The organism is Rothia sp. HMSC068E02 (assembly GCF_001813565.1).
Taxonomy (GTDB): domain Bacteria; phylum Actinomycetota; class Actinomycetes; order Actinomycetales; family Micrococcaceae; genus Rothia.
In genome coordinates this window covers 1-13,155 of sequence record NZ_KV812879.1, presented here as the reverse complement: position 1 = coordinate 13,155, position 13,155 = coordinate 1, and the positions used below count along the sequence as shown (strand labels likewise).

Here is a 13,155-nt window from a genome sequence, read left to right as displayed (position 1 = left end):
AGGCTGATATCCGTACCGGTCAGCGCTGGCACCTCAATGATAACGGTGACGGGGATACGGAGTATTCGTTGCACCGCGACTGGCCCGACATGTAAGGTCGTTCTCCTGCCGTGGGTCTTACGCTGAGAAGCCACATGTGTTTCGAAAAGCCACTTCTTTGGTGGCTTCTCGAAACACATATGGCTTTTCGCCGTTCATAGGGGAGGGTCGGGAGAACTTTCGATAGGTTAGTGTCTTCGTCGCGGGTCTTTAACCCGCAGTGAAGACACTAACCTATCGATAGGGCCGTAACCTATCGGCGCCCCCTATCGACGAGCCCCTCCCCGACCAGCCCACACCCTCACCGCGTAATAACCCGTAACACCCCCTTGCGGTATACCCCCCTAGGGTATATACTGGAGTCATGGAAACCACTAGCAACCAGTGCTGCCACAGCACATCCGACCAGGTCAGCACCGCATCCGGCGCACCCGCCAAGGAACAGCCCGAGGTGCACGCCGGCGCATGCTGCAGCGGCGAGGCACCCGAAACCCAGCACGGCTACACCTCCAACAAAGAGGCGCACCTCAAGCGCCTGCGCCGCATCGAAGGGCAGGTCCGCGGCATCGCCCGCATGGTCGACGAAGATAAATACTGCATCGACATCCTCACCCAGGTTGCCGCGGTCTCTAAGGCGCTCCACGCCGTCTCCCTGAACCTGCTCGAAGAGCACATCGGCCACTGCGTGACCGGCGCCGCCGTCGAATCCGAACGCACCGGCGACCCGACCATCGCAGAGGCCAAGGTCAAAGAGGCAACCGCCGCGATCTCCCGCCTCATGCGCAGCTAAACGCCCCGCATCTAAACACCGGGCGGACCCAAGTTTTCAACCCATTACCGAAAGGAAATCATCATGAGCACCACCACCGTTAAGGCAACCGGCCTGACCTGCAACCACTGCGCTATGAGCGTCAGCGAAGAGGTCAGCGAAGTTCCCGGCGTGACCGGCGTGAACGTGGACGTCGTCAAGGACGGCGTCTCCACCGTGACCATCGAGCACGAGGGCACCCTCAACACCCAGGCTGTCGCAGACGCTATCGTAGAGGCTGGCTTCACCCCCGCCGTCTAGCACGGCAGCCGGCTCGATTAGGAGTCATCATGGCTTACCCTCCGCAGTACATTGCGATGGTTGTTGGCGCGGTCCGCACCCTTGTCGGCACCGAAAACATGCACCTGCGCGACGCGATCACCCGCGTGGCCAGGCAGATGAATCTGGATGCAGCACTGGTCGATTCGTGGGTGAAGCAGAGCCCCGAATATACGGCGCGTGAGGATGCGCCCGGCGCCTCACGACGCGGCGGCACCAGCGAAAATAAGCGTTCCGCCGAGCACGAGCTGGGTCTGAAGGCGCGTGAGAAGACGAACGCTTCGCCGTTCCCGCGGGCCGCCGTGAAACGCGCGTACGGCGTCTCCGATCGAGGCGCGAAGGTGACCGGTGTTCGTCCGCACACGACCCGCCCGGATGGGCTGCCCGGCGACCACTAAGCCGCGTTGATTTTCCCCTCGCGCGCTCTCGACGCCGCACCCTAAACATTGCGCCAAACACCGCCGGGGCGGGGTTCTTTGAGCCCCCCCCCCCCGCTTGGTGTGCGCCTTTTTCTACCCTCCCATTTATATTTTTGAGGAAGTATTGTGTCTTCTACACAGCCTTCACTAACCACCCGTGAGCCCTCATTACAGAGTGAGCGCTCTCTTTTTAATCCCGCCGGAACGACCGTAAAATCAACGGAGTCAACCCGAATCATCCACGTGGATATTCAGGGTATGACCTGCGCATCCTGCGTGGGTCGCGTGGAGCGTAAGCTCCGCAAAATCCCCGGCGTTGACCCGGCGGTGAACCTGCCACTGGAGTCGGCGCGCGTCATCGTACCCGAGGGTGTGAGCGACGAGCAGATCGTTGAGACCATCAACAATGCCGGCTACACGGCGCACCTCAAGAACGGGCCACGCGCGGGCGCTGGAACGAACGCGAGCGCATCCGGCGGCGGCAACCAGCACAGCACCCCGAGCATGAACGGCGGCTTCACTGACCGCATTATTTATGCGGCGATTTTGGGTGTGCCCATCTTCCTGATTTCCATGTTCCCGGCGTTCCAGTTCCCGAACTGGGGCTGGGTCGTGGCGATTCTGACCGCGCCGGTCGCGTTCTGGTGCGCCGCGCCGTTCCACCGCGCCGCGCTCATCAATGCCCGTCACGGCTCCTCCACGATGGATACGCTCGTGTCCCTCGGCGTGGTCGTGGCGTACTTCTATTCGCTGGCGCAGCTGCTCATGAACCCGGCGTTGACGGCGCACGTGCACCATGCGGGCGGCAGCTTCTGGTCGATGTTTACCGGCCACCATGCGCCGCTGTACTTCGATTCGGCGTCCATGGTGACGCTGTTCCTGCTGATTGGCCGCGCAATTGAGCACCGCACCCGCCACCGCTCCTCGGATGCGCTGCGCACCCTGCTGAGCATGGGCGCGAAGGAGGCGACCCTGCTGCGCACCGATAAGCAGGGCGTGACCAAGCAGGTGCAGGTTCCGGTGGAGGACCTCATGCCGGATGACCTGTTCCTGGTGCGCCCGGGCGAGAAGATTGCCACGGACGGCGTGGTGGTCGAGGGTACCTCCGCGGTGGATGCGTCCCTGCTGACCGGCGAGTCCGTGCCGGTTGAGGTGCATCCGGGTGATGCGGTCACGGGTGCCACGGTGAATACGTCTGGTTCGTTGACGGTGCGTGCGACCCGCGTGGGCACCGAGACGACCCTGGCGAAAATGGGTGAGCTGGTGGCGAGCGCCCAGGAGACGAAGGCTCCGATTGCCCGCCTGGCAGACCGTGTTTCTGCAGTGTTTGTGCCGGTGATTTTGGCGATTTCGGCGCTGACTCTGGTCGGTTGGTGGCTGGTGTCTGGTGATGGTGCTGCGGCGTTTAATGCGGCGGTGTCGGTGCTGGTGGTGGCGTGCCCGTGCGCCTTGGGTTTGGCGACTCCGACGGCGCTGTTGGCGGGTACGGGTCGCGGCTGGCAGTTGGGCATTTTGATTCGTAATGCGCAGGTGCTGGAGGCGACGAGCACGGTTGATCGTGTGGTTCTGGATAAGACCGGTACCGTGACGACTGGTGAGATGTCTGTGGCGTTCTACGGCACTTTTGACGACTATGAGTCGGCGGGTGACTTTGCCGGTATTTCGCCGGAATCCGCAGATTCCAAGAATGAGCGTTCCCTGTCTGTTCTGCGTGATGCCGCCGCCGTGGAGGCGCTGAGTGAGCACCCGATTGCCCGCGCGATTGCCGGTTTTGCCCGTGAGCAGGGTGTGCTGGCTGAGGGTGCTTCGGCGCCGAGTGTGAGCGGCTTTGAGGGTGTTCCCGGAGGCGTGCGCGGCGTGCTGAGCGGCGCGGGTGACGGTGCCAAGGAAAGCACCGAGAATGGCGCCTCCCGACTGGTTGTTGTGGGTACTCCCGAGTACCTGCAGGCGGCAGGTGCGCAGCTGAGTGAGGGCCAGTTGGCTCTGCTGGATCAGGCTCGCCGGGCGGGTCTAACGACGGTGGTTGTCGCCCGCGGCGAGGCCCCTGACGAGGCCCCGAATGAGGCCCCGAGCAGCACCTCCGCTCTGCAACCGGTCGGCATGATTTCGGTTGCCGACACCCCCAAGCCGGAGGCTGCAGAGACCATGGCACAGCTGCGTGAGCTCGGCCTGGAGCCGATCCTGCTCACCGGTGACGCCCCGCAGGTTGCGCAGGCGGTCGCCTCGCAGGTCGGCATTTCGGCTGAGAACGTGTACGCCGGCGTGACCCCGGAGGGTAAGTCGCAGGTGGTTGAGAAGTTGCAGGCCGCCGGTCACCGCGTGGCGATGGTCGGCGACGGCGTGAATGACGCCCCGGCGCTGGCTCTTGCGGAGCTGGGCATTGCGATGGGTTCGGGCACGGACGTTGCCGCGGAGGCTGCCGATATTGTGCTGACCCGCTCGGATATTGCCTCGGTGGTGACGGCGCTGCGCCTCTCCCGCGCTACGCTGCGCACCATTAAGTCGAACCTATTCTGGGCGTTCGCCTACAATACGGTGGCTATTCCGGTCGCCGTGGCGGGCCTGCTGAACCCGATGATTGCGGGTGCGGCAATGGCGTTTAGTTCGGTGTTTGTGGTGCTGAATTCTATGCGTCTGACGGCGTTTAGGAAGTAGCGAAACATAACGCGAAATTGCCCAAACATTAGCTATTGAAATAGCCTGAACGAAAAATTCAAAAGCATATCTCGCCGTGCTTTTCGCACGGTAAAAGATATAAAGAAATGCACCGCCCGTGTAAAGGCGGTGCATTTCTTTATATTCAGTTTTCACGGGCGGCGGCTTGAACGCCTAGCTTGAACAACGAGCTCAAAAGCCTGGCTCAAACGCCCCTCCCGAAAACCCGAGCTCAACAGTCCGAGCTCCAAAACCCGGCAAGAAAACCTCACCGAGAACCGGGCAGAACCTTAGGCCCAGGTCACCAGGTCCTCGATGGAGCGGCGGCTCTTCGGGGCAATCTCGCGGGCACGGTAACCGAAGGTCACAGCCACGGACACGCCGTACTCCTCCGGGTCGAACAGGCCGGCAGAAGTGAGCAGCTCGTTCACTGCCTCGTAGTTCATACCCTCAATGGGGCAGGAGTCGATGCCGAGCATTGCGGCGCCGGTCATCATGTTGCCCAGGGCGATGTAGGTCTGCTTGGATGCCCAGTCGAAGAGCGCGCGGTCGCTTTCCAGGACCTTCATGTCGTTCTTCTGGAAGTTGCCGTAGCGTTCGAGTGCAGCCTGCATCTGCTCCTCGGTGAGGTTGCGGCCTTCGAGGGTGCGGCGCATCCACGGGGTGTCGTAGCGCAGGCCCTTCTTCGCCAGCAGTACGACCAGGTGGCTTGCGTCGTCGAGGGCACCCGCCATACCCCAGGCAATCGGCTTGAGCTTTTCACGCAGTTCGGGGTCCTGGATGACCAGGAACTTCCACGGCTCGGTGCCGACGGAGCTGGGCGACAGGCGCGCAAATTCGAGGATTGCGGCGAAGTCTTCGTCGCTGATGCGGCGGTCGGGGTCGTAGGCGCGGGTTGCGCGGCGGCGGGCGAAAATTTCGAGAGCTTCTTCGCGGGTTACGGTCACGGTTTCATCCTTTGCATGAGGGTTTCATTACCCTGTCATGCTACACCCGCGGAGGGTGCGGGCGGCGGAAAATGTGATTAGTTACGCCTGCAGGAAATACGCCCGCGAGCGGCGGGACCGTATTGCCGGTGTCGTATTACAGGGTGTACGAAGCCGGTGGGCTGGTACCCAAGGCGCCCAGAGCGCACCTGCCCAGCACCTCCTATGATGCCCCTACTCGGCACCGGCTTTCATCCACACATCCGAGGAGGCGCGGCGACCAAAAATGACCGCGCGGATTCCCTGGAAGTACAGAATATACGCCGCCCACAAGCCGCAATACCCGGCGAGCGCATCCATGGTGCCGTTGCCGACCGCCCAGTGCAGGCCGAGCATGACCGGCACGTACATGACGAGCATGATGAAGCAGCCAATCGCCAGGTATTTCACGTCCTGCGCGCCCATGAGGATGCCGTCCAGGGTGAACACGTACGCGGCGATGGGCTGGCCGAGGGCAATGATGACGGTGGCGATGGTGAAGAGGAACGCCACCTGCGCGTCCTGCGTGAAAATCCAGGAGCCGAAGAAGCCAATGAGCGGGCAAATCAGGCCGGTGATGACGCCGTAGATGAGGCTCATGCGCAGCAGCCGGTTTTTCAGCTGGCGCACCTTCGCACGTTCGGATTCTACGTTGAGGTCGCGTTCGCCGAGTTCCTTGCCGAGTAGCGCCTGGGCGGCGATGGCGAGGGAGTCCAGGGCGTAGAGGAAGAGGTTAAATACGCCCATGCCGAGCTGGTAGGCGGCGGTGTGTTCGGTGCCGAATCGCGCCACGACGAACACGGTCAGCAGGGAGGCGATGCGCATGGACAGGGTGCGCAGCATGAGCCAGGAGCCGAGCGACAGCACCGAACGCATGCCGGCGACGTCGGGTGCCCAGCGGACGGCGTGTTCGCGGGTGCCGCGCATCATGACCGCCCCGAGCGCGGCGGCCATGCCCCACTGGGTGAGGGAGGTGCCGGTCGCCGAACCTGCCACACCCCAGCCGACCGGGTAGATGAGCAGCCAGTTCAGCGCAATGTTCACGAGCGTGCCGACCGTGGCGACCTTGAGCGGGGTGACGGTGTCTTGCAGCCCGCGGAGCGTGCCGACCTGCGCGAGGATAATCATCATCGGCGGAATACCCCACAGCGAATGGTGCAGGTAGTCCAGGGCGCAGCTCATGGTTTCGTCGGTCGCGCCGAGGCCGCGCAGCAGCGGGTCTGCGAAGGTGTATCCGGCGATCATGAGGAACACGCCGAGGCCGAAAGCGACCCACACGCCGTCCACGCCGATCTGCCAGGCGCGGCGCAGGTTCTTCTCGCCGAAGGCGCGCGCCACGGCGGGCGTAACGGAGTAGGCGAGAAAGTTCATGAGACCCACGACCGTGGTGACGAGCGTGGCGGCGATGCTCATGCCCGCGAGTTCTGCCTTGCCGAGTTGGCCGATGAGGGCGGAGTCGGTGAGCACGAAGATGGGTTCGGCGATGAGCGCGCCGAAGGCGGGTACGGCGAGCGCGAGGATGCGCCGGTTCAGCGAAGGCTCGGCGGTGTTGGCGCTGGCATTGGCGCTGGGACTCGCGGCGGTATTCGCGGTATTCTTCGCGGGCGCGCCGGGTTCGGTGCCACCAGACGCGGTGCTACTGGGTGCAGTGCCGCCGGGTTCAGCAATAGGGTGCTTCTGTGTGCTCATCCTTCTAGGCTACTCCCCGCCGCCGCGGCGGATGTCTGCGCGCGGGGCGGGGTGCACTCTGCGAGATAAGCGTGCGAGATGCGCGGTTAGGCGCCTCGGCCGCGCAGTTCGTCGAGGGCGCGGCGTTCCTTCTTGGTGGGGCGGCCGCTGCCTCGTTCGCGTTTGGCGACCGGGGGCATGGAGAGGTACGCGGGGCGCGGACCGGAGAGGTCTTCGTAGCAGGTGACAGCGATGGGCGCGCCTACGCGTTTGACGAGGAGTTTTTCGACTTTGAAGACGCGTTCCCAGCCGGGGTAGCGCACGCGCACCACGTCGCCTTTTTTGAGTTTTTGGGAGGGTTTGGCGGGGGCGTCGTTGACGCGCACGTGGCCGCCTTTGCATTCGTCGGCGGCGAGGGAGCGGGTTTTAAAGATGCGCACCGACCAGAGCCAGAGGTCGAGCCTGGCGCTGGTTAGTGTGTTGGTGTCTTCTGCGGTCATGTGTTCATTGTGGCGCGAGGCGGGCGGGGCACCAAATCAGGTGCGCCCGCCTGCGCGTCCTGTCTCTCCACAGTTTTCGCAGTGATTCCACCGTATTTTTGCCGGGGTTTCGGCGGGGTTCCACCATGGTTTTACCGAACCGCTCCGTAGCCGGCACCGAACCCGCCATGCGGCAGAAAATTTTCTGCTGCACGCACCAGCCTATTGAGCGCAAACCCGCATCCACTAGGGGTATTGTTAAGTCACCTTCTCAAGAAGTGTTCTCAAGGCCACATCGTTCGCGTGGTCTACGGGGGGGGGTGTGGCCGCGACGCCACGGGCTCCCTGTAACAGATTGGATATACACCATGTCAGCTTTGAAAAAGCTCCTGGCGGCTACCCTCATCAGCACTATGCTGTCTTCTTGTTCCTTCGGTCCCACGCTGGAGAAGGATGAAAGCGCCCGCGCGATTTTCGACGTAGAAAATGATCGGGTGATCCTACCCCTGGACGCTTACAACACCGACGGCAAGGACGAATACTTCACCAAAGCCCTTGAGCTCGCCCGCAAAAAGTGCTTTGCCGAACACGGGCAGCACTACAAGATGTTTGTCCGCACCGAGGGATCCGGCAGGAACCTCGGCAGGACCTACGGAATCTGGAACGTTGAGCACGCCCAAAAATACGGCCTCCACGAGCGCGACGAATCGAATACGCTGGATCTGTCCTCCCCTGCACCCTCATCCGACCCTGGGAAAGATGTCAGCACCGAATGCTACCAGCGCGCCAGCGAAGAGATGGCAAAAATTGGAGAGATACCATTCGGCTCCGCCACGTATAGGCGTGTGGAGACCGACGTTCGAAACGCCGCTGGGGATAGACAGCTCAAAAAGTCCCTCGACGACGAATGGAAGCGATGCGTCAAGGATAAAGGCCTCACCCCCGATAGTGAGATGACCGTCAAGGAAGAAAAGAATATTCCTCAGAGCACCACCCCCTCAGAAGAGGAAATTCGAATCGCCGTCATCCAGGCGCAGTGCAATCAGGATGTAGGCCGTTCACAGAAGCTCTACGACCTGGAGGCGCAGTACCAGAAACCGCTCGTCGACAAGAACCAGGCAGCCCTGGAGAATGAGCTTAAAGAATTCAAGCGCCGGGACGAGCAGTTCAAGCAGTACGTCCTCGACAACCAATAACAGCGAATAACAGCCGGTTGGCCGACAGAAAAGGGTGTGTGCCGTGTTCAGTGAACACGGCACACACCCTTCATACGTTGCACCGGCCATATTGTGCCGGCTACGTTGCGCCGGTTATCCAACCCGCGGTGGTTATGCCTCCACCGTTGCGGTGCGGCGCTCCTTGAGAGCCCAGCCAATCACGCCGGTCAGCAGACCGAACGCAATCCAGGAACCAAGCACCAGCCACTGGTCACTCGTTGCAACCTCCGGGAAGTACGCAATCGAACGCAGCAGAGTCGAGGAGGCACCCGGCACCAACATCTGACCAATCTGCCCCCACACACCGGGCAGGAACACGCTCGGCATACTTGCGCCCGAAATCGGGTTACCAATGAACATGGTGATGACCGCGCCTACTGCGAGACCAATCAGCGGCGAAGACAGTGCACCCACACCCACAATGAAGAAGGCGGTCGCCAGGTAGGTAGCGCCGAACGCAGCCCACAGGGTTGCGAAGTCGCCGGGGATGATGCCGAACCAGACGTTCAGAATCAGGGCGGTCAGTGCACCACCGATGACGGAGTACAGGGTTGCGGTGGCGAAGCGGCGCCAGGTGCCGTTCACGCGCAGTACGGAGAAGGAACCGCCGAGAATACCGCCAATGACCAGCGGAAATGCGGAGATAGCGATACCGGAACCGGAGGAGTCATTCTCACTCAGGGGTACCACGACGGTGGTCTTCACCGCCATTGCGGATGCCTGCTCGGCCTGCACCTTCATCTGCTCCAGCTGGGCGGCGGCCTGCGCACCCTGTTCACCGCCCGTCTGCACCGCCTGGGTGAGGGCTTCCGTCTTAGCGGCGAGTGCCTTCTGCTGAATCTGCGCGTTCAGCTGGGTGGCAACACCGTTGAGCATCTGGGTTGCTGCGGCGTTTGCGGCTGGTGCGGTCAGCACTTCGGGGGCGGCGCCTTCGGTGAAGATGATTGCGCCGTAGGTTTCGCGCTGCTTGATTTGCTGTTCAGCCTCTTTGCGGGAGGATGCCTGCTTCAAGTCGAAGGTTTCAATACCTTGGTCTTTGAGGGACTGTTCAAACTGACTGACGGTCACCTCGGGGCCTGCGATAGAGACGGGCAGGTTCTTTGCTTCCATGGTCTTGGTGGGCCAGGTGAAAGCTAGGACGATGAGTGCTACCACCAAGGATGATAGTACGGAGGTGGTGATGACCTTGAGCCAGGAGGAACGGTCGGTGGTTTCTTGCGTGCTTGTTTCTGCAATGCTCTTTGCCGCGATCTTCTGGGATGCGGCAGCTTGGGTGGCTGCGGCGGTCACTGCTTCTGCGGTGACTGCGGTGGCGGTTTCGTTGTTCATGACAATCTCCAAACAAAATGCTTATTTCGTTTACGAGTCAGAACTCTACTCTCGATTTTTACCGAGTGCAAACAAAATAGCTATTTTGTTTGTAAAGTCACAAAAAGAATCAGTGTTGTGTTTACGCGTTCTTTAGCCCCACCCCCTAGACTGGAACCATGCCCCGACTAACAGACGCCACCAAAGCCGCACGCCGAGCCCAAATCATCGAAGCCGCCATTAGCTGCTTCCTCGAAAAGGGCTACACCAACACCTCCATGAGCGACATCATCAAAGCCTCCGGACTGTCCTCCGGGTCCATCTACTCGCACTTCTCCGGCAAAGAAGACATCCTCATCACCGCCATCAACGAGCGCCTCAACAACGTCAAGGAGCTCTACGAAACACTCCCCGAAGGCGCAGGCCCCCAGGATATTCTCGAAACCATCCACACGAACCAGCTGGTAAACGACAATTTCTCCGCCATGCTGCGCATCCGCGCCAAATCGCTCCACGCACCCGAAATCGCCAGGGCAACCGCAGACACCATGCCTCTATTGCAGGGCATCATCGTAAAGACCCTTACCCCCTGGGCAGCTGAACAGCTGAGCGTTCTGCACGAGATCAACCCCGATCCGGCGCAGCGCACCTCCGAACAGGAGGCGCTCATTACCGACTACGCCCGCGATACCGCAGACGCCTTCATGATGGTCTTCCAGGGGTACATGCTCCGCTCCTTCTTCGGCGCCCCCGAGGAAAAGGACCGCCTCTACCGCGTGGCAATGAGCCTGCTACCCGAGTAGGAGGCACGGGGAGTATCTGCAGATTTTCGGGTTATTGTAGAAAGGTCTATAAATCCGCTATTAGACCTAAAGCCCCTGAAATTCACCCTCTCACGGTTGTTTTTCTGCATTTAAGCGCCGTAGCCTGGTGAAGCACCCCGTACCCTTGCACCTCAGCGCCCGTGCCCTTGCGGCACGTTGAACCCGCCCACAGTTCACCCGAAATCGAGAAAACGATGACCGAATTCTGCGCCCCCGCCACCCCCGAGCCGCGCGCCACCAACCCCGCCGAGCTGAAGAACCTGCGCGCCGCGCACGCCGACGAGCTCTCTTCACGCACCCGTGCCACCAAGATTCCCGCCGACTCCTGTTCCCTCTACGACGACGAGGCGCTCGGCGGCACCGCCGGACGCACCGCCGCCTGGCTGGTGCTCGAACACACCGGGCACTGGGGCCGCGACGTGCTCGACGGCTCCGCCCTCGGTGAGGAGCTCTCGGCGGCACTCAAAGAAGCCGTCGACCGCGCAAAGCTCAAGTTCCTTCTCATCCACCAGCCGGGCGAGCAGCGCCGTGCGCTGCACGGCGAACCCGACGCGGAGGGCAACCTCACCCACCGCGTGTTCTACGCGATTTCAACCCCCGGCGAGGAACGCCTCTACTCCTTCAGTGTGAGCACCCCTGAGCAACTGCTTGACCTACCCCTGGACAACCCGGAGGAGTTGATTCAGGCAACCGGCGCGGAGCTCATGGATTCGCCCCTCATCCTGGTGTGCACCCATTCCAAGCGTGACCGCTGCTGTGCCCTGCGCGGTCGCCCCATTGCGGCGCACCTGGCGGATATCCTGCCGGGTAATGCGGTCTGGGAGTGCTCGCATACGGGTGGTCACCGCTTTGCCCCGGTTGGCATTATGCTGCCCACCGGCTACACCTACGGTCGCCTCTCGGAGCCTTCGGCGCTGGCGGCGTACCTGTCGCTGGCGGGCCGTGCCATTCCGTCGCTGCACGGCCTGCGAGGCCGCAGCACGGATACCCCGGTGGAGCAGGCGGCGGAGGTTGCCGTACGCCTCGAACTGGAGAAAAAGGGTGAAGAAGTAACCTCTGGAGGTTTGGTTTCACGTGAAACATCGGGGCGGGAGGCATTCATTGCGCTCCGCGAGGCGGGCGTCGATGTGAACGTCGAGACAAGCACTGAATTCTCCCCTGAATTTTTTGCGGCGTTCTCGCCTAAAGATTTCTCCGAACACCCCACCATGGAGGCGGCGCTCACCTCCCACACCGACGGACGCACCTGGGTCACCTTCTTCGAGCGGGTCGCCCTTGAGCCGCGCCCCAACTCGTGTGGCAAGGGTCCCGCGGATGCTTTCAGCCGCGAGCTGCTCGCACTGCATCAGCTCTAAAACCCGCGCATGATGTAGACAGCGCGAAGCCCCGGCGGGCACCTTTGAACTGCCTCCCGTTTCTTGGACAACAAAATTAAAGTCCAAGAAACAGGAGGCTTTTCATGTCTGAACATCTGAGATCAAGGCATGACCGTTTGCTTCGGGAGCAGGCAGCGCAAATGTTTGAGAAGGGACGTGGCTATCGTTTGACCGCCAAAAGGCTTGGCGTGTCCGCCGCGACTGTGAGAGAGTGGCAGAAAATGTACCACGTCATCGGGAAGGACGGGCTTCTTACCATGGGAGTAAAGCACACCAAATACGACTACGAGACCAAAGTTGCCGCAGCGGCGGCCGTGGTTGATGGTGGAATGAGCAAGCCTGAAGCGATGATGCGTTTCGGTATTGCAAGCGCAACACCGTTGAAGCAGTGGTGCAGGCTGTACCGTGAGGGCGGTGCGCAGGCGCTTAAGCCTAAACCTAAGGGCAGGCCGAAGGGGTCGGTGCGGGCGGTGCCACCAACGCGTGAGGAGGAACTCGAAGAGCGCGTGCGCAAGCTTGAGGCGCAGGTGGCGTACCTAAAAAAATCGATTGCCCTGAAGGCGCAGAAGCGCTCCCAAACCGGGACAAAGCCCTAGTGGTCGCTGAGCTTTCAGGGCATGGACACGCGGTGCGTGATCTCCTCGAAGCTGCTGGCCTTGCCAGGTCGAGCTACTACTACGCACTGGCTCACCCCCAACAGCCAACCAGAGTGCAGCTACGTCCCAAGGTCGCACAGATCTTTTCGCGGACCCCCAACGGGTGCGGTCACAGGCAGGTAGCCATGTGCCTGCGCGCTGAGGAAGGGGTGCGCATTGCCGATAAGACGGTTTTGAAGATGATGCGTCAGATGGGGTTGCGCTGCGGTATACGCCGCCAGAGGCCCTACCACAGGTACAACTCCTACAAGGGGGATGTGGGGCAAAGTTTCAAGAACATTATCGGTCGTGACTTCAAGGCTGATGGTCCTTGGCAGAAGTTGGGTACCGACGTCACCGAGTTTAAGCTTTCCTTTGGTAAGGCCTACCTCGCGCCGGTTTACGACTTTGCCAGCAAGGAGATTGTTGCCCACTCGATCTCGATGTGCCCTAATCTTGCCCAGCAGCAAGAGATGCTTCAGG

At 61.4% G+C, this 13,155-nt stretch carries 13 protein-coding genes; 9 read left to right on the top strand and 4 right to left on the bottom strand.

The window, feature by feature from the left end:
• The first annotated feature begins 403 nt into the window (after positions 1-403).
• The 4 genes from HMPREF2919_RS09250 to HMPREF2919_RS01695 all read left to right on the top strand — a co-directional run bounded on the left by HMPREF2919_RS09250 (position 404) and on the right by HMPREF2919_RS01695 (position 4,200).
• Positions 404-829, top strand: coding sequence for a metal-sensitive transcriptional regulator (locus HMPREF2919_RS09250; RefSeq protein WP_070665941.1), 426 nt, complete (start codon positions 404-406; stop codon positions 827-829).
• A gap of 63 nt (positions 830-892) precedes the next feature.
• Positions 893-1,108, top strand: a complete 216-nt coding sequence (locus HMPREF2919_RS01705; RefSeq protein ID WP_049360056.1) for a heavy-metal-associated domain-containing protein — start codon at positions 893-895, stop codon at positions 1,106-1,108.
• 29 nt (positions 1,109-1,137) lie between these two features.
• Positions 1,138-1,524 (top strand): chorismate mutase, encoded by a 387-nt coding sequence (locus HMPREF2919_RS01700; RefSeq protein WP_070665939.1) that lies wholly within the window; start codon positions 1,138-1,140, stop codon positions 1,522-1,524.
• 144 nt (positions 1,525-1,668) lie between these two features.
• The gene (locus HMPREF2919_RS01695; RefSeq protein WP_070665936.1) at positions 1,669-4,200 is read left to right on the top strand and encodes a heavy metal translocating P-type ATPase; all 2,532 of its coding nucleotides are present in this window, start codon (positions 1,669-1,671) and stop codon (positions 4,198-4,200) included.
• 290 nt (positions 4,201-4,490) lie between these two features.
• On the opposite strand, the gene HMPREF2919_RS01690 is transcribed toward HMPREF2919_RS01695, so the two are convergent.
• The 3 genes from HMPREF2919_RS01690 to HMPREF2919_RS08985 all read right to left on the bottom strand — a co-directional run bounded on the left by HMPREF2919_RS01690 (position 4,491) and on the right by HMPREF2919_RS08985 (position 7,333).
• Positions 4,491-5,147: an NAD(P)H-dependent oxidoreductase gene (locus tag HMPREF2919_RS01690; RefSeq protein ID WP_070665933.1), complete on the bottom strand. Its 657-nt coding sequence runs from the start codon at positions 5,145-5,147 to the stop codon at positions 4,491-4,493.
• Between the two features lie 213 nt (positions 5,148-5,360).
• Positions 5,361-6,854, bottom strand: a complete 1,494-nt coding sequence (locus HMPREF2919_RS01685; RefSeq protein ID WP_083311115.1) for an MATE family efflux transporter — start codon at positions 6,852-6,854, stop codon at positions 5,361-5,363.
• Positions 6,855-6,940: 86 nt separating this feature from the next.
• A complete protein-coding gene (locus HMPREF2919_RS08985) occupies positions 6,941-7,333 on the bottom strand; it encodes an RNA-binding S4 domain-containing protein (protein WP_049332365.1) in 393 nt (130 codons plus the stop codon).
• Between the two features lie 347 nt (positions 7,334-7,680).
• On the opposite strand from HMPREF2919_RS08985, the gene HMPREF2919_RS01675 reads away from it, so the two are divergent.
• On the top strand, positions 7,681-8,508 hold the full coding sequence (locus HMPREF2919_RS01675) for a UDP pyrophosphate synthase (RefSeq protein WP_070593234.1): 828 nt from the start codon (positions 7,681-7,683) through the stop codon (positions 8,506-8,508).
• Positions 8,509-8,640: 132 nt separating this feature from the next.
• Here the strand turns inward: HMPREF2919_RS01675 and HMPREF2919_RS01670 are convergent, their stop codons facing one another.
• Positions 8,641-9,858 carry an ABC transporter permease gene (locus HMPREF2919_RS01670; RefSeq protein WP_233992306.1) on the bottom strand — a complete coding sequence of 406 codons (1,218 nt, stop codon included), beginning with the start codon at positions 9,856-9,858 and terminating at the stop codon, positions 8,641-8,643.
• 158 nt (positions 9,859-10,016) lie between these two features.
• Between HMPREF2919_RS01670 and HMPREF2919_RS01665 the strand changes: the two genes are divergently transcribed.
• The 4 genes from HMPREF2919_RS01665 to HMPREF2919_RS01650 form a co-directional block, all read left to right on the top strand.
• A complete protein-coding gene (locus HMPREF2919_RS01665) occupies positions 10,017-10,640 on the top strand; it encodes a TetR/AcrR family transcriptional regulator (RefSeq protein ID WP_070593232.1) in 624 nt (207 codons plus the stop codon).
• Positions 10,641-10,855: 215 nt separating this feature from the next.
• On the top strand, positions 10,856-12,016 hold the full coding sequence (locus tag HMPREF2919_RS01660; protein ID WP_070593229.1) for a sucrase ferredoxin: 1,161 nt from the start codon (positions 10,856-10,858) through the stop codon (positions 12,014-12,016).
• Positions 12,017-12,120: 104 nt separating this feature from the next.
• Complete coding sequence (locus HMPREF2919_RS01655) at positions 12,121-12,633, top strand: helix-turn-helix domain-containing protein (protein WP_070665928.1); 513 nt, start codon at positions 12,121-12,123, stop codon at positions 12,631-12,633.
• Positions 12,633-13,155 (top strand): IS3 family transposase (locus HMPREF2919_RS01650; RefSeq protein ID WP_141754832.1); only part of this gene is annotated, 523 nt, incomplete at its 3' end. The genes HMPREF2919_RS01655 and HMPREF2919_RS01650, both read left to right, overlap by 1 nt.